The 15,185-nt window shown below is 49.1% G+C and carries 17 protein-coding genes; 3 read left to right on the top strand and 14 right to left on the bottom strand.

The window, feature by feature from the left end:
- Positions 1-148: 148 nt before the first annotated feature.
- Positions 149-787, bottom strand: coding sequence for a WbqC family protein (locus Q0577_RS18890; protein ID WP_298739048.1), 639 nt, complete (start codon positions 785-787; stop codon positions 149-151).
- Positions 788-1,419: 632 nt separating this feature from the next.
- Here Q0577_RS18890 and Q0577_RS18885 point away from each other — a divergent pair.
- On the top strand, positions 1,420-1,881 hold the full coding sequence (locus Q0577_RS18885) for an LEA type 2 family protein (protein ID WP_298739045.1): 462 nt from the start codon (positions 1,420-1,422) through the stop codon (positions 1,879-1,881).
- 156 nt (positions 1,882-2,037) lie between these two features.
- Here the strand turns inward: Q0577_RS18885 and Q0577_RS18880 are convergent, their stop codons facing one another.
- On the bottom strand, positions 2,038-2,415 hold the full coding sequence (locus Q0577_RS18880; RefSeq protein WP_298739043.1) for a heavy metal-associated domain-containing protein: 378 nt from the start codon (positions 2,413-2,415) through the stop codon (positions 2,038-2,040).
- 47 nt (positions 2,416-2,462) lie between these two features.
- Complete coding sequence (gene pyrE, locus Q0577_RS18875; protein ID WP_298739040.1) at positions 2,463-3,101, bottom strand: orotate phosphoribosyltransferase; 639 nt, start codon at positions 3,099-3,101, stop codon at positions 2,463-2,465.
- A gap of 98 nt (positions 3,102-3,199) precedes the next feature.
- On the opposite strand from pyrE, the gene Q0577_RS18870 reads away from it, so the two are divergent.
- Positions 3,200-3,826 (top strand): NUDIX hydrolase, encoded by a 627-nt coding sequence (locus Q0577_RS18870; protein WP_298739037.1) that lies wholly within the window; start codon positions 3,200-3,202, stop codon positions 3,824-3,826.
- Between the two features lies 1 nt (position 3,827).
- On the opposite strand, the gene Q0577_RS18865 is transcribed toward Q0577_RS18870, so the two are convergent.
- The 9 genes from Q0577_RS18865 to Q0577_RS18825 all read right to left on the bottom strand — a co-directional run bounded on the left by Q0577_RS18865 (position 3,828) and on the right by Q0577_RS18825 (position 10,444).
- Positions 3,828-4,277, bottom strand: coding sequence for a hotdog fold thioesterase (locus Q0577_RS18865; RefSeq protein ID WP_366884702.1), 450 nt, complete (start codon positions 4,275-4,277; stop codon positions 3,828-3,830).
- A 24-nt stretch (positions 4,278-4,301) separates the two neighbouring features.
- Positions 4,302-4,787 (bottom strand): pantetheine-phosphate adenylyltransferase, encoded by a 486-nt coding sequence (coaD, locus tag Q0577_RS18860; RefSeq protein ID WP_298739035.1) that lies wholly within the window; start codon positions 4,785-4,787, stop codon positions 4,302-4,304.
- A 28-nt stretch (positions 4,788-4,815) separates the two neighbouring features.
- Entirely contained in the window at positions 4,816-5,382 is a 567-nt protein-coding gene (locus Q0577_RS18855) for an RsmD family RNA methyltransferase (protein WP_298739032.1), read from the bottom strand.
- Positions 5,373-6,251, bottom strand: coding sequence for a DUF3822 family protein (locus Q0577_RS18850; RefSeq protein ID WP_298739030.1), 879 nt, complete (start codon positions 6,249-6,251; stop codon positions 5,373-5,375). Before Q0577_RS18850 ends, Q0577_RS18855 begins: the two co-directional genes overlap by 10 nt.
- 27 nt (positions 6,252-6,278) lie before the next feature.
- Positions 6,279-7,037, bottom strand: coding sequence for a hypothetical protein (locus Q0577_RS18845; RefSeq protein WP_298739029.1), 759 nt, complete (start codon positions 7,035-7,037; stop codon positions 6,279-6,281).
- A 38-nt stretch (positions 7,038-7,075) separates the two neighbouring features.
- Complete coding sequence (gene folB / locus Q0577_RS18840) at positions 7,076-7,429, bottom strand: dihydroneopterin aldolase (RefSeq protein WP_298739027.1); 354 nt, start codon at positions 7,427-7,429, stop codon at positions 7,076-7,078.
- 141 nt (positions 7,430-7,570) lie between these two features.
- Positions 7,571-8,554, bottom strand: a complete 984-nt coding sequence (gene trxB, locus Q0577_RS18835; RefSeq protein WP_298739025.1) for a thioredoxin-disulfide reductase — start codon at positions 8,552-8,554, stop codon at positions 7,571-7,573.
- A gap of 44 nt (positions 8,555-8,598) precedes the next feature.
- Entirely contained in the window at positions 8,599-9,468 is an 870-nt protein-coding gene (locus tag Q0577_RS18830) for a DUF4249 domain-containing protein (RefSeq protein WP_298739022.1), read from the bottom strand.
- Between the two features lie 118 nt (positions 9,469-9,586).
- Positions 9,587-10,444: an RNA polymerase sigma factor RpoD/SigA gene (locus tag Q0577_RS18825; protein ID WP_089914758.1), complete on the bottom strand. Its 858-nt coding sequence runs from the start codon at positions 10,442-10,444 to the stop codon at positions 9,587-9,589.
- A 309-nt stretch (positions 10,445-10,753) separates the two neighbouring features.
- Between Q0577_RS18825 and Q0577_RS18820 the strand changes: the two genes are divergently transcribed.
- Positions 10,754-11,773 carry a GntG family PLP-dependent aldolase gene (locus tag Q0577_RS18820; RefSeq protein WP_298739007.1) on the top strand — a complete coding sequence of 340 codons (1,020 nt, stop codon included), beginning with the start codon at positions 10,754-10,756 and terminating at the stop codon, positions 11,771-11,773.
- A gap of 115 nt (positions 11,774-11,888) precedes the next feature.
- On the opposite strand, the gene Q0577_RS18815 is transcribed toward Q0577_RS18820, so the two are convergent.
- The gene (locus Q0577_RS18815) at positions 11,889-14,012 is read right to left on the bottom strand and encodes a M64 family metallopeptidase (RefSeq protein ID WP_298739005.1); all 2,124 of its coding nucleotides are present in this window, start codon (positions 14,010-14,012) and stop codon (positions 11,889-11,891) included.
- Between the two features lie 20 nt (positions 14,013-14,032).
- Positions 14,033-15,061 (bottom strand): hypothetical protein, encoded by a 1,029-nt coding sequence (locus tag Q0577_RS18810; RefSeq protein ID WP_298739003.1) that lies wholly within the window; start codon positions 15,059-15,061, stop codon positions 14,033-14,035.
- Positions 15,062-15,185: the final 124 nt, after the last annotated feature.

Genomic DNA, 15,185 nt, shown 5'->3' with positions numbered 1-15,185 from the left:
AAAATTGGTTGCAAAGCTAAATATTTTGTTCTATTGCCCGGATAAAAATTTCCACGTTTTACCCCCAAAAGGTCATATAAGAGTAAAGAATTACGAATCAATGGATTAAGCAGTCAATCAGCCAGAGTATACTCTGTATGTCAATCACTTATACTTTCAACAATTCCAGGCTGTGTTTGCCTTCGCAGAAGAGCAGGTCCAGTATGCTGAGATTGGGCAGGAAGCCAGCCCTTTCCCGGAACACCTGGGTATAAGCCGGAGTATCACAGTCTGCCCCCCGGGCGCCGGGTTTCAATACACCACGGGCATCGGTAATGCCTGCAGCGGGATCGTACTTTTTTTCGTACTGAGCAGTGAAGGTCACCTCGCAGGTGTAACCCAACGCTTTGGCGGCCCATTCAAAACAAGCCATGTTCCAATCCAGCAGGAAATCAAAAGGCCGCTCATATAACCTTTGCAGGTCGTCCTCATAATATTCAAACCAGGGTGAGCGGCGGTAAGCAGATACCAGGGTCTTCCAATGCAGGGCCTGCCATTTTTCCTCATTGCTGATACGAACATCCTTGATAACCGTACGCTGGTTTTTCCCACGGGCCAGCGGTACACTCAAAAGGATAGGACCGTTAGGCCCGGCGATATAACAACGGTTACGATAACTGAGCTTCTGATAGTGTTCATATCTCTCTATCTGTAATATGTGGTGTTTGATTAAAGTTTTATAAAAGCAAATGTTCGGAAAATATTGAGATTCAATTAACAGTGTTTTATTCTTAGCTGATTCTGTCATAATGTCAAAATTTACGGTGATGTCTGTAAAAACCTATGATTTCGGGTGCTGAACTATTTACGATTAACCACTTAATAATTAATTACAAGTATCTGTAAAGCAGCTCATAGAAAAATAAAAAATATGCTATTACTTTTAGCATTTTGGATATTAAAGCGAAATTTTAGCTGGACACAAAAATACTAAACTAATTAGTAGGTTTTCAAGGGATTTTGAAGCCCTTTTTACTTAAAGTAAAATGTGAGATAGATAGGTTTTGCAGAACGGACGGAGGAAGGTTCATCGGCATACGAGACGGTTCGGCCACCTGCCCCTGAGCCTGGCAAGACCTCCCTCCTTATAGGTAGACGACATAGGTAAAAGGACGGAAGACTAAATTACGGACCGATATGGAAGACCCCGGTATCACCTATATGAGTTGGAATGCCACCGACCATAAGCCACATGACGGTCCGTTAACATGAGCAGAATTTATGGTCAGGGTTTCCGGGATCAAAATCTTCAGATAGAGGATTAATTGGCTGGAAGATCAGGCTTCAAAACAAAAAGCCCTGCCTTTCCCATTTGTTTAGATTTTGTGAATTTAAATGGCCCTCGTTCCCGGGCCCGGTCAATTTTCCTATTTTTGACAGATGAAGAAAAGTATTCATCTTATTGTGCTGCTTTTGGCAACCTGGGGGGTGCTGGCCAGCTCCTGTGAAAAAGTGAAGGACCTGCAATTTGTACGGGTAGCAGGAGTGAACCTGCAGGGCCTCGGTTTTTCCAAAAGCATCGTAGAGATGACACTGGCTTATTATAATCCCAACAATTTTAATCTTCAGCTGAAAGACGCTTCCTTCGACCTCTTTTTTGACGATACACAGGTGGGCCACTCCCTCCAGGATACCATGATCAGGATTCCGGCAAAAGACACCTTTTACTTCCCCATAAAACTGGAAGTGAGTATGGAAAATGTATTCAAAAATGCCCTCACCATCCTGGGCAATAAAGAAGTGACCATCAAAGCTACCGGCAACTGTAAAGTAGGCAAAGGCGGCATTTACCTGCCATTCCCCATTAAATGTGAGACCAGGCAGGCTTTAAAGTTTTTCTAACGCTATACACGTAGCTGTCCTGATCATCCGGGTGAAATCAGAAAGGCTTCCGGTTTTGAGCGCGTATCCGGGGGACTCTAAATACTCGGGAACTTCCTCACAAAAAAAAATCCCGTCGCAGCAGCAACGGGACAGTAAGTTACATCCAACAGTATTTTAGGGCTTCTTTTTCAGCTGGTGCGTACCACCGTCTTCCGGCTTCTTGCAGGCAGTTGGCAGCCTGTTATAAGACTCCGGGTTGGCAGTTACATTGTCTGCATCATACCCCACATTGGCAATGGCGGCTTTGATGTTCTCAATGTTGGTACGGTCAGAGTAGAATTTCACCGTCGTGGTCTTTGTATGGAAGTTCACTTTGGCGGACTGTACCCCTTCTTCCCGGTCCAGGAATCGTTCAATACGGCCTTTACATTGTTCGCATAGGGCATTGGGTGTGCTGATCTTTGCCGTTACGAGGGTACCTTTTTTACCTTGTGCAAAGGCAGAACCGATGCAGGCCAGTAACATTACCATTACAAGCTTCAAAATACGCATAGGAATATTGTTTTACATTAAACGTTACTAAAGTAAAAAATAGTTCGTTAACGGCCCCATTTATCAGGAGCGCTCCGCCAGTCCTGCAGGGTGGCGCTGTCTCCTTCCGATACCAGGCCTTTCTCCAGGGCCAGCTCTATGAGGGTGCTGTAATTGCTCAGGGAGTGAAAAGGTACGCCTGCGGCTTTAAATGCCTCCACAGCTACGTCAAAGCCATAATTAAATATGGACACCATCCCTATTACTTCCCCACCCGCTTCACGGATGGCCTGCACTGCTTCAAGGCTGCTTTTCCCGGTAGAGATCAGGTCTTCCACCACCACCACCGGCTGTCCCGGCTGCAAAACGCCTTCAATACGGTTGCCCATTCCATGCTCCTTGGGCTTGGAGCGTACATATATAAACGGCAGCTTCAGCTGATCGGCCACCAGGGCACCATGCGGAATACCTGCTGTGGCTACGCCTGCTATCACGGCTGCTTCCGGGAAGGTCTCGAAAACAACATTGCTCAATTCTGATTTGATATAATCTCTTACGTAAGGGTAAGACAGCAGTTTGCGGTTATCGCAGTAAATGGGCGATCTCCAGCCGGAGGCCCAGGTAAAGGGTTCAGCGGGACGAAGTTTTACCGCCTGCACCTGCAGCAGCTTTTCGGCTACCTGTTTTGCACTGATGTTACTACTCATAAGGGGGCAAAGTTAGTAAAAAAGAGTTGGCAGCGATGTTCACAGATATTTCAAATAGTTGCCAAAAGAATTAGACCGCATCTCCATATTTTTGTTCCATGGAACAGATCTTTACTATATACCTGAACGAGCGGCCCCTGATCCTGTGCCCTCGTCAGCGGGACATACCAGCCAGCTACAAGGATGCACCGGTTTGCCCGAACCCGGATGCGGCTGCCATCACCCAGACATTACAGGCACTGGAAAACGGCGAGATCGCTTCAGCCGTTTTTGTGCAGGCAGACACCACCCGCCTGCTCGAAGCCATCAAAGGTCATTTTAGTGTACTGGTGGCAGCGGGAGGACTGATCACCAACCCTGCGGGGGAGATATTACTGATGTTCCGGCGCAACCGGTGGGACCTGCCCAAAGGCAAGCAGGATGAAGGGGAAAGCCTGGAAGAATGTGCCGTTCGTGAAGTCAGGGAAGAAACCGGCCTTCAGCAGATCACCCTTGGTAACAAGATCACGGAAACCTTCCATTTTTATCCCATGAAAGACAAGAAGATCTTGAAACATACCTACTGGTACCGGATGCAGTTCACCGGGACAGAACTGACCGTGCCCCAGATCGAAGAGGACATCATGGACATCCAGTGGATAAAACCGGAAAACCTCGGCAAGTACCTCAAATTTTCCTACAAGAATATAGAAGACGTGTTCCTGAAAGCGGGATATACCCTTTGAGCTATTCGTTGTCCGCCTTTCCCCGTTTAGGTAGTATGGCCACGGTGAGGCGGCTTATGCAAACCAGTTTGTGATGGTCGTCTGTAATACGGATGTCCCACACATGGGTGGTAGATCCTAGGTGCAGGGGGCGGGCAATACCATGCACATACCCTTCACGAACACCGCGCACATGGTTGGCATTGATCTCCAGTCCAACACATATCTGCTGTTCGGGGTCAATAATAAGGGCAGAGGCCACGCTGCCTACGGTTTCTGCCAGTGCTGCCGATGCGCCGCCATGCAGCAGGCCATAGGGCTGAACGGTACGGTGATCTACCGGCATCATGATACGGAGGTAGTCCGGCCCTATTTCGGTGAACTCCATACCCAGGCAGGTGCCCATCGTGTTCTCCGTCATTTCGTTCAGCTGATCCAGTGAGATGTCCAAAGAATGCCAGATCGGTTTCATAATTGAGCGGTTAGCTGTTAGCGATCATTTTTTTACGGGTGACTGCATTTTGATGCTGCGTAGAACAGCTTCCGGAAGGAACTGCGACACATCGCCCTCATTGCGGATAATATCCCGTACCAGTGTAGATGCAATACTGGTATACTGGGGAGTGCAGGTCAGGAAGATGGTCTCAATACTACTGTCCATAGACCTGTTTACATCAGCAATCGCCTTTTCATATTCAAAGTCGCTTACATAGCGGATGCCTCTTAATATATAGCGGGCGTTCACCTTTCTGCAGTAGTCCACCGTTAAGCCTTTGTAGGAGTCTGCTTTTATCCTCGGCTCGTCGGGGTAAATGTCTTTTATCCACTGCAGGCGCTGTTCCAGGTGGAACATGGGCACCTTGCTGGAATTAACGCCTATGGCAATGATCAGCTGGTCAAACATGTCCAGGGCCCTGTCTATGACGTCTTTATGTCCAAGTGTGATCGGGTCAAAAGTACCCGGAAAAACACAGATGCGCATGGCAGAAGTTGCGTTTAACAGTATGCGGTCAGCTTGTAACGTTGGGCGTTTTAAGCGATTCGCGGTTAATAAAAATGGAGAATATGGTGGTGCCGTATTTCCGTTCACTACGGTAATAGGCGTAGTTCTTATAGTTATTCCTGGGCGTATGTTCCAGTACAAACCAGCCTTCGGGGTTCAGCAGCTCCCTTTCAAAAATCAGCTTTGGCAGCTGGTCGATGGTGGTAAGCGCATAGGGAGGACCCGCAAAGATGAAATCGAACTTTTCAGTGCACTGCTGGAGGAACCTGAAAACATCCATCCGGAACAGGCGAAGCTTAATGTCCAGCGCTGCCGATGTTTTCTGTATGAAGGCGGCCATATCAGGATCCTTCTCCACGATAGTCTGGTCTGTTGCGCCGCGGGAGGCCAATTCATAGCTGATGCTTCCCGTACCGCCAAAAATGTCCAGCGTTTTCAGGGAGGGGATGTCCAGATTGTTCTCAATCACATTGAAAAGCCCGCCTTTGGCAATGTCGGTAGTAGGCCGGGTATACGGCATATTTGCCGGCGGCTGGAAATGCCTTCCTCCATATGCCCCTCCTATTATACGCATAGGGCCAGTGCATACAGGTTATGAAAATAGTACCCCGGAATTTCCTGCATTTTAGTGATGTACTGGAATTCGGGCAGGCGCTGCAGCCATTCCAGCTGTGGAATAAACTTGTGCAGTTCCTGGTATACCTGGGAGTCATTGGCAAGGGCGCCGCCCAGCTTCACTTTTACGCGCTGCTCATCCAGTCCCAGCAGGCGCAGGGCATTTACCAGGTGGTACACCACGTCCAGGCCTGTTTCAAAATGCAGTTCCTGCTGGTTAATCAGTTTACCGCCCGCATAGATGGTCAGGCAGAAGCGGTTACGCTGAACGGTGATATAAGCCACACCTTCCGTATTGCGGAAGTCAAAATCAAATGGATGGGCCTGCAGCAGTGCAGAATGGGCGTGCACTACGCGGTCTGTAGAAAACTCCTTTCTCAGGAAGCCCACCAGGTCCTTATCCACCGCATACACGTTTACAAGTGATAAGGGCGCGGGCAGCATATCTGCGAGCACGGCTTCCTGCAGCTTTTCCGGGTATACCAGGTGCAGGTAATCCTTCTTCAGCTGTGAATTATAGTATTTTTCCGGAACAAGGGTACTGTCTGCAGTATCAAAAGCAATGAGTACAGAGCGGAAGGCGGTGAACAGGAGCTTATCAGCATCAAATACCTGCTCGATCATTTCCAGGTCGGCTACAGCCAGCTTCTGCGGCTGGAAATTATATGATTTCAGTGCCAAGAAGCGTTTGGCATGCGGATCGAACACAACATAACTGAATGTGCCTTGTCCCACCATCACCAGGAGGTGACAGGTGGTGAGATCCGTTTCCAGCAAAGTGGCATCGTCTACGGTAAATGCCGGGTGGATGTGAGATAACACGGACATAAGTGATACTTAGAATAAAGCAGCAATTTACTGCATTTCTTCCAGCATTTTCTTACAGTCGGCCTTTATAGCCGTATCGTCCTGGTAAATACTTCTGAGGGTGACTGCTTTTTTCAGTACTTCCATGGCCTGGGTTTCCTGGTCATTTTTTTTATAGGCGCGGGCCAATTCATAGTAGTTGAGGATAAAAGAGGGATCCAGGCGGCGGCATTTTTCATAGTTGTCGATGGCCTGTTGCAGGGAACCATCGGGCAAACCGCCGAACAGGGCTTTGGCGGCGTTCCTTTCCAGGAAGCTGAGGTTGGCCACTTCATAATTCCACTTTCCCAGTACGTGGTAGGCATGGGCATAGTTGGGATTGAACTTGATGGCCAGTTCGGCATATTTCTTCACTTCGCGGGAGGCGGCTACTTTTTCCTTGGCGCCCGAGATCAGGGCCATACGGCCCATGGCTACAGACATGGCATAGTTGGCGCCGGGATCGTTGGGAGCCACTTTAAGTGCTTCTTCCGCATAACTTCTGGCCTCCCCGAAAAAGCGTGCCTTATCTTCCTTTTCCTTCTGGCGGTTGCCTTCGCGGGAGCTGAGCTCGCTGGCTTCCACCAATGCGGTCACCTGGTCTGGCTGTATCTTCAGTATCTCTTTATACCGGCTCAAGGCCTCCGCCTCTTTCATCTGCTTTTCCAGTTGTTTGGCCTGATCCAGCATTTCTTCTACGCTTTGCGCGTGCAGGGCGTGGGTGCTTAACAGTAAAAACAGCACAGCCGCCAGCAGTTTTTGTGCCATAGGATGGGTAAGTTAGTAAGTGTAATATAATAAAAAAGTTAAATATACTCTTTTTCAAGTGACACCATTGAATTACGCACATCAGCTTCCATGGGCGGATTTAACTTACGGAGGGTGACTACCGTTTTCCTGACCCGGGGGTATCTTTCCCGGATGGTGGCACTGATGTCTGTCACCACCTGCTCCAGCAAAGGCTGGGGAACAGCCATCACATCTTTCACCACATTAAACAGTTCCTGGTAATTAACGGTATCAGAAAGATCGTCTACCGGTGTGACACCGGGAATAGTTACATAAACATCAACAATGAAGTCGTTCCCGATCACTTGCTCTTCCGGGTAGAATCCGTGAAAGGCACGGAAACGGACTTGTTCAAGCGCGATAGTTAACATAAAAAAATTTGAGGTTTGAGGATTGAAGTCTGAGGTTTGTTAAAAGTCAGCTGTTAGGAACAGGCGCCTTATTGGAGCACAGGTACTGAACTTCAAACGTCTAACGAACTTCAAACCTCAAACTTCAACCTCAAACGATGGTTATTGGGCGTGTGCCACTGGTTGTTCCGTTTGCTGCGCATGCTCCAGTGCGGAAAGATACCGCTCTGCATCCAGGGCGGCCATACATCCGCTGCCTGCGGCCGTAACGGCCTGGCGGTAGATCTTATCCTGTACGTCACCGCAGGCAAATACGCCTTCGAGGTTGGTACAGGAGGTGCCGGGGATGGTTTTGATATATCCCTGCTCATCCATATCAAGGAAACCTTGGAAGATACCGGAATTGGGCTGGTGGCCAATGGCCACGAAGAAGGCGCTTACGGGCACAATAGTTTCAGCGTTCGTCTGGTTGTTGATCAGCTTAACCGCTTCCACTTTATTATCTCCCAGCACTTCGGCTGTTTCGGAGTTCCAGTAGATGATGATATTGGATGTTTTCATTACCCGCTCCTGCATGATCTTGGAGGCGCGCATTTCACCGCGGCGTACGATCATGTGAACGGTAGAGCACATTTTGGAAAGGTAAAGGGCTTCTTCTGCGGCGGTATCGCCGGCGCCAACAATAGCCACTTCCTTACCACGGAAAAAGAAACCGTCGCACACGGCGCAGGCGCTCACGCCGCTGCCGTTCAGGCGTTGTTCAGACGGTAGGCCCAGCCATTTGGCAGAAGCGCCGGTGGCGATGATCACTGCATCTGCGGTGATCACCTTTTCTTCTTCGATAACCACCCGGTAGGGACGAACCGAGAAATCAACCGCAGTAGCCATGCCATAGCGGATATCCGCCCCCATACGGCTGGCCTGCTTTTCAAAGTCTACCATCATTTCAGGCCCCTGAATACCTTCGGGGTAACCAGGGTAGTTCTCTACTTCTGTAGTTATTGTGAGCTGCCCGCCGGGCTGAATACCCTGGTACAGCACCGGTTTAAGGTTTGCCCTTGCGGCATAGATCGCAGCGGTATAGCCAGCCGGACCCGAGCCTATGATCAGTACATGTACATGTTCTTGCTGTTGTGTGTTTTCCATACTATACTTAATCTAAAATTAGTTGTTATTGAACCGCCGGCGCTTTATCTTCTCATTCTCACACCGCGGTAGCTTACGCCATAACCGCCCCAGTAGCCCAAAGCGCCTTTTATGTTGCCTCTTACCTGCAACGGTGAAGAGAATACATTGCCATTGGTGGCGTAGGCAAAATCTACGGTGCGCCAGAAATCGTAGGTAGCTTTGTCAACATTGCTGAACCAGACCCTGACAGTATCGCCCGGCTTAAAGAAACCATAGGTATCGTAATCAATGTTCTGGTTCCTGTCCTGCCCTGATTCCAGCATAATACTGAAGGTAGTACCGTTCACGATCTGGTCGTCTATGGTAGAGTTGACCCCTGGCCGGAAGACCCCGCCGTTCCTGGCGGTTTTATAGCGAACATAGTTTCCCTTTGCAGCCGGATCGCTAATCCTTGCCATCAGTTTTACCAGGGTTGGATCTTTTTCATTCAGTTCGGACCAGGTGGAGTCAATTGCCATGCCTTGTCCGGGGATGCTGGTGGTGGCCTGATAGGCCTTTCCATCTACCGCTATACGTAAAGTATAGCTGAGTCCCTTTTTACCTTTAAAGACGTCTGCCTGAGTAGAATCTGCCGTATAATAGTACCATCGCACCCTGCTGGTAGTGTCTTTATAGAACTCCTTCAGCTGCATGGTATTAGTGCCGTCAGAAACCGTGATGGTTGCATTGTGCACAAAGGCATTCTGCAGTTGATCAACACTGATATGGCTAAAATAATTCAGGCTACGCGTCAGTATCACTTCGGGATACTCGTCTGTTGTTATCGTTCCTTCTACCACCAGTTGATCTTCTCCTGTAGGCAGACTTACAGTAACATCCTTTTCGCAGGCAATAAAAGCGAAGCAGAAAAGGAGAACAGCTTTTATACGCATATAGCTTACAAAAATACGGTTTACATTGGATATTGGATAAGTAACAAAAAACACCGGCCATATAACATACAGCCGGTGTTCTCTATAAATTTAACGCCTGAGCGTCTATAAAATCGCCTTATCCCAGGTAAGATTTTAAAGAGCCGCTGTAGCGGGCTTTTTGCAGCCTTTTGATTGCACGTTCCTTGATTTGGCGGATCCTTTCTTTTGTCAGATCGTATTTTTGACCGATCTGTTCGATTGTTGCTCCGTTTTCACCATCCAGACCAAAATAAGCATTAACGATCTCTGCTTCCCGCGGGCTCAAGGATTTCAGTACCCTGCGAATTTCTTCGCGCAGTGAATCTCGCATTACATCATCATCGGTAATGTCTCCACCTTCCAGCAAATCACCCATGGCCACATCTTCTGCTTCGTGTACCGGCGCATCCAAAGACATATGGCGAGTATTGCTCTGAAAAATGTTGTTTATTTCCGATTCAGACATTTCCAGGATCTCTGCAAGCTCCTCCGTAGACGGTTCTCTCTCATTCTCCTGTTCAAATGCCATGTAAGCTTTGTTAGCTTTATTATAAGTGCCAATTTTGTTTTGCGGCAGGCGGACCAAACGTCCCTGCTCTGCCAACGCTTGTAAAATGGACTGGCGGATCCACCATACGGCGTAAGAGATGAATTTGAAACCTTTTGTTTCATCGAAACGCTGCGCAGCCTTGATCAAGCCTAAATTACCCTCATTGATAAGATCGGAGAGGCTGAGCCCCTGGTGCTGATATTGCTTTGCAACGGAAACCACGAAACGGAGGTTTCCTGTCGTTAATCTTTCAAGAGCCTTCTGGTCGCCCATTTTAATACGTTGCGCCAAAACGGTCTCTTCCTCAGGTGTTAACAAAGGGATCTTTGAAATTTCCTGCAGGTATTTTTCTACCGCCTGCGAATCACGGTTGGTGATCTGGGTGGCAATTTTAAGTTGCCTCATATTAAAAGTGAATTGGTTTACGAAATAATAACAGCTTAGTAATAATTTTGTTGCAAATAAGATTTTTTATATCTTACAAAATTTCTAACTGCCAAATTAGCCTGCAAAGATCGTGCTAATACTTCACTTCACCAAATCCTGGCAGGGCTGCCTTACTGTAACAAAATACTCTTTATAAACGGATTTTAATAGTGCTTTATTAGCTAATTTTCCCGAGTTTAAGCAATTTTTAACAATTGATAATAAATCATCTTTAAATTAGCATCTTAACTAATTTATACTGAACGGCGTTGCAAACTTTTTAACAAAATGACCATAGATTACAGAAGCGATACCTTCACCCGCCCAACCCCGGGCATGCTGGAAGCCATGTACAATGCAGAAACCGGTGATGATGTTTTTGGAGAAGATCCCAGCGTGAACAGATTGGAAGCCATGATGGCAGACTTTTTTGGCAAAGCGGCAGCCCTTTACTGCCCTTCCGGCACAATGAGCAACCAGGTTGGCATTAAAGTGCACACCCTGCCGGGTGACGAAGTGATCTGCAGCCAGCTGGCCCATGTATACATTTACGAAGGGGGCGGCATCGCCTTTAACGCCGGCGCCCAGGTAAGACCCATTACCGGCGAACGAGGCATGATCACCGCCGCAGAAGTTGCGGCCGCCATTAACCCTGATGATGTTCACAAGGCCCGCACCTCCCTGGTATGCCTGGAAAACACCGCCAACCGCGGCGGCGGATGCTGCTATGACTGGGATGAAGTACTGCGGATCAAAGCCGTGTGCCAGGAGCATAACCTGAAACTGCACCTGGACGGCGCCCGGCTCTTTAATGCCCTTATCGCCACCAAACAAGACCCTAAAGCCTATGGAAATGTATTTGACAGCATTTCCGTATGCCTGAACAAAGGCATGGGCTGCCCCATGGGCTCGGTCCTCATCGGCAGCGAATCCTTCATCCGCGAAGCCACGCGTGTACGCAAGAAACTGGGCGGCGGACTGCGACAGGCGGGTTATATGGCTGCCACCGGTATCTATGCCATGGAAAACCACCTGCAAAGACTGGAAGAAGATCACCTGCACGCTAAACAAATTGCACACGCCCTGTTGGAAAAGAGCTTCACCGGCCACATGCTTCCCGTAGAGACCAATATCCTGATATTTGAAGTTACCGGCGACTGGACACCTGTATCCTTTGCAGAATACCTGCTCCGCGAAGGCATAAAAGTGATGCCAATTTCCACGAACCAGGTGAGGATGGTAACACATCTGGACATCACCCCGGAGATGGTTGAAAGGACCTGCCAGGTAATTGCTGCAATGAACTAACAATTATTAATAAAAACTGGCAGCTGGCTGTCTGAAAGCAAACACAATTCTGCTGCATTCATACCGCCAACTGCCAATTACTAACTGCCAGCTGCTAACAGTGAACCGCTAAAAATTACCACCATCCAAATTTGTGGTAGTTGAAGTTGTGCACATAATTAGGACTGATATACACCTGTGAAAGGCTGGTGGTATTAGACCGCAGCATACCGAACCAGTTGGTGTTGTAAATGAACAGGTCGTCATAACCCGCGCCGCCGTTGAAGTTGGCAACAGCCAGCTTATCAACACTACCCAGGTTCCAGCTGCCGATCCAGTCTTTATGCCAGGAACCGCTAAGACCGGAGCCGGAGGAAGTAAGGATGCCCAGGTATTCTTTATCCCAGTTGGCGGTATTATAAATGTACAGGTCCTTCTTACCGTCGCCGTTCACATCTGCCAGGTAGAGCTTGTCGCCAGGGGCCATTTCCCAGCCGGGGATGGTGCCATCGTAACGCTTTACATAAGCCAGGTCTGTACCGGTGGATCGTACCATCAGCAGGTATTCCGGGTTCCAGTTGGTACCATTGAACACGTATAGATCAGCTTTACCGTCTCCGTTAAAATCACCTACCAGGTGCTGGTCGTTATCGGCCATGGTCCAGCCCGGAAGGGTGTTGCTGAACACCTTTATGCAGTTAAGGCTGTTGCCGCCGGATTTTATCATGCCTACGTAGTTAGTGCTCCAGTCGGTCAGGTTGGCCATGTACAGGTCATCCTTATTATCCCCGTCAAAATCGCCCACATAGAATTTGTCATTCTTATTCATGATCCAGTAGCCGGGAGCGCCCAGGTTATTGTCATACCTTTTTACAAAGCTCATGGCACTGCCGGTGGATTTCATCATGCCCACATATTTTGTGCTCCAGCTGGTGGTGTTCACGATATAGAAATCGTCTTTGCCGTCTCCGTCAAAATCTCCTACATAAAACTTATCTCCGGCAGACATCTGCCAGCCTTCCAGCGTTTTGTCGTAACGTTTCACGCAGTCAAAACCGTTGCCGTTAGAGCGCAGCAGGGCAAAGTACGGACCATGGGTGCCCCAGTCTGTAGCATTGAACACAAAAAGGTCTTTTTTGCCATCGCCGTTGAAGTCTCCCACATAAAATTTATCGCCCGGGGTGAACTGCCAGCTGGATCCGCCGGTATTCACTCTTTCAGTGGCGGTAAAGAGGTGGTTCATCTTGGCACCGTCTGAATTGTACAATGCCAGGCTGTTGCCAAAGTGCAGTACCAGGTCGCCCCTGCCATCACCGGTAAAATCTCCGGCATAGGAGTTATTGAAATTATAGCTGCGGTAAGGTTTTACGCGGTTCTGCATTTCATTGTAACATACCGGGCAGAATAACGGGGAATTGCCTTTCATGCGGCAGTTATAAGCGGGGCGGAATTTCCCCTGGCCTGTATACTGCGCACCTTCAAACAGTCCTGCATCTTCATCGGTGTCTGTACCACCGGGCACGGGGCTGCTGCAGCCGGTGATAGTGGGTACAGGCCTGGAAGCGGGCACAAAGTTCTTCCACTCTCCTTTCAGGGTTGCGCGGTTGGTGTTCTTTGTAACGTTCACCTGGCTGGGCTCATCACCGCTGTACAGATCACAGTTCACGGTGTATTCGTCTGCCAGCAATCCCACCATATGTCCCATTTCGTGGGCGGCTACCGCCCAGCCGGGATTATCGTCATTGGTGCCGCGGGTAATAGCCAGTTTACCGCCACCGGCGCATCCGCCGCCACCAGCTTCGTTCAGGATGATGAACACGTAATTGTACTGCGGTACCAGCGAAGTGAGGATGTTGTTTAGTTTAGTGGCGGTGGTGGGACCGGGCTCCATCCAGCAGCGATCCCAGATACCGCTGTAGCGGTAGTCCAGCGCAGTGTTCTTTGACACGGTAACGGTACCGCTGGCGTTCACCTTGGTAACGCCGGATTGTGTTGAATTAACGTTAATACGGTAGATGTTGTAAGCATCCATGGTTTCGTCATAGAGATCCTTGCTGAAAAGGTTCTTCACCAGGTTGCCTACATGGGTGTTATAGGCTGTCTGTTCTGCGGCGGTGAAGCCATCGCCTATAATAACGAGATTCAGTTTGGCGCCGTTAGCGCCATTACGTAAAAGTTCTGTTACGGTCTGGGCGGGGGATACTGCGGCAATAAAGCAGCAGGCCGATAATAGTATTATCCGGATGAATGAATGTTTCATGGTAGTAATATTTTTTGGGGTTATTGTCTGGGCATGATCTTCTGTAATGCCTGTGTATTGATCACGCCTTTACGCTGCAGGGCGGAGGCCTGGATGGAGCGGATGCTGCGGTTATCGGGCATGGCTTCTCCGCGGATCTTGGAGAACTCCAGGGTGGGCGCTTTTACAGCGTTCTTGTCCAGTACCTGGGCGGGTAAGGTAATATTGATGTACGCCTCTTTTGCCTGCAGCACTTCATGCCTGCCATCGGGCAGGTAAGAATGCAGCTCCAGGGGATCTTCGAAAGAGCCGGTGTAAACAGACCTGCTGTCGTCTTTCAGCTGGTAGACAAAACCACCGCCTGCGGTGCTGTCTTCCACCAGGCGGCCTTTTATCTTGGTATAACTTACGGGTTCGTAGCCGTTGGGGGTTACTCTTACCACTACCTTAACAAAATAGTCGTCTGTCTGCTGCATCAGCGGCTGTACCAGCTGCTGGGGGCGAACGGTCGTAGCGCTTACACGCAGCGGCATGGTGGCGGTAATGGCGGGAGCGGCTACGGTGGTAGCGCGGGCTACCCGTTTAGCTGTCACCAGAGTAGGCGTAACCTGGATAGCGGTGGCGGGGGCCTGGGACCTGAGCGCGGATTTAACACTGGCAGACACCCTGCGCGTACCTGTTTGTTTCATTTCCGGGCGGCGGTCTGTTACTTCCGTATCGCCTTTTTTGAAACGGTAGAAGAAGTGGGCGGATGCAGGCAAGGCTTCACGAAGGGCATCGTCAATGAACTTGTCCTGCACATCGCAGCTCACTTTTGTGTCTGGCGATGCATCTGTTACAAATAGCAGGATCTGGTAGCCGGATTCCAGTTTGGCAGCCAGTTCGGCAATGGTCACATTGCTTGCCTTGATAGACATTTTACCGCTGCGGGCCTCATAGCGGATGTCAATATCTGCGCTGAAAAAAGGGTGCGCCTGTGCGCCATGCAGGAAAACAAAGGATAACATCAGCAGTAGCTGCGAGCGGATACTCCTCACCCTGGTGAGAAGACTTAGTGTACTCGGTTTCATGTTCTTTCTTTTTTGGGGTTTATATAACTAATTGTCTCTTAGGTTATTAGTCTGGATAAAGGGGATTAACCTCACAAATGTTTCGCAATATTAGCACATGCTGCCAGTGTGGCAAACGGCGAAT

The sequence above is a fragment of the uncultured Chitinophaga sp. genome (genome assembly GCF_937898475.1).
In the GTDB taxonomy this organism is placed as follows: Bacteria; Bacteroidota; Bacteroidia; order Chitinophagales; family Chitinophagaceae; genus Chitinophaga.
Note: the sequence above shows the minus strand (reverse complement) of the source record. Positions and strands in the feature narration are given on the sequence as shown.

Excerpts from the sequence above, each read along its gene's own strand:
- Q0577_RS18825 (WP_089914758.1), bottom strand. The coding sequence starts at position 10,444 with ATGAGGCAACTTAAAATTGCCACCCAGATCACCAACCGTGATTCGCAG.
- trxB (WP_298739025.1), bottom strand. The coding sequence starts at position 8,554 with ATGGAAAACACACAACAGCAAGAACATGTACATGTACTGATCATAGGC.
- Q0577_RS18865 (WP_366884702.1), bottom strand. The coding sequence starts at position 4,277 with ATGAAACCGATCTGGCATTCTTTGGACATCTCACTGGATCAGCTGAAC.
- Q0577_RS18885 (WP_298739045.1), top strand. The coding sequence starts at position 1,420 with ATGAAGAAAAGTATTCATCTTATTGTGCTGCTTTTGGCAACCTGGGGG.
- Q0577_RS18880 (WP_298739043.1), bottom strand. The coding sequence starts at position 2,415 with ATGCGTATTTTGAAGCTTGTAATGGTAATGTTACTGGCCTGCATCGGT.
- Q0577_RS18845 (WP_298739029.1), bottom strand. The coding sequence starts at position 7,037 with ATGGCACAAAAACTGCTGGCGGCTGTGCTGTTTTTACTGTTAAGCACC.
- Q0577_RS18855 (WP_298739032.1), bottom strand. The coding sequence starts at position 5,382 with ATGCGTATAATAGGAGGGGCATATGGAGGAAGGCATTTCCAGCCGCCG.
- Q0577_RS18815 (WP_298739005.1), bottom strand. The coding sequence starts at position 14,012 with ATGAAACATTCATTCATCCGGATAATACTATTATCGGCCTGCTGCTTT.
- coaD (WP_298739035.1), bottom strand. The coding sequence starts at position 4,787 with ATGCGCATCTGTGTTTTTCCGGGTACTTTTGACCCGATCACACTTGGA.
- Q0577_RS18890 (WP_298739048.1), bottom strand. The coding sequence starts at position 787 with ATGACAGAATCAGCTAAGAATAAAACACTGTTAATTGAATCTCAATAT.
- Q0577_RS18820 (WP_298739007.1), top strand. The coding sequence starts at position 10,754 with ATGACCATAGATTACAGAAGCGATACCTTCACCCGCCCAACCCCGGGC.
- pyrE (WP_298739040.1), bottom strand. The coding sequence starts at position 3,101 with ATGAGTAGTAACATCAGTGCAAAACAGGTAGCCGAAAAGCTGCTGCAG.
- Q0577_RS18870 (WP_298739037.1), top strand. The coding sequence starts at position 3,200 with ATGGAACAGATCTTTACTATATACCTGAACGAGCGGCCCCTGATCCTG.
- folB (WP_298739027.1), bottom strand. The coding sequence starts at position 7,429 with ATGTTAACTATCGCGCTTGAACAAGTCCGTTTCCGTGCCTTTCACGGA.
- Q0577_RS18850 (WP_298739030.1), bottom strand. The coding sequence starts at position 6,251 with ATGTCCGTGTTATCTCACATCCACCCGGCATTTACCGTAGACGATGCC.
- Q0577_RS18810 (WP_298739003.1), bottom strand. The coding sequence starts at position 15,061 with ATGAAACCGAGTACACTAAGTCTTCTCACCAGGGTGAGGAGTATCCGC.
- Q0577_RS18830 (WP_298739022.1), bottom strand. The coding sequence starts at position 9,468 with ATGCGTATAAAAGCTGTTCTCCTTTTCTGCTTCGCTTTTATTGCCTGC.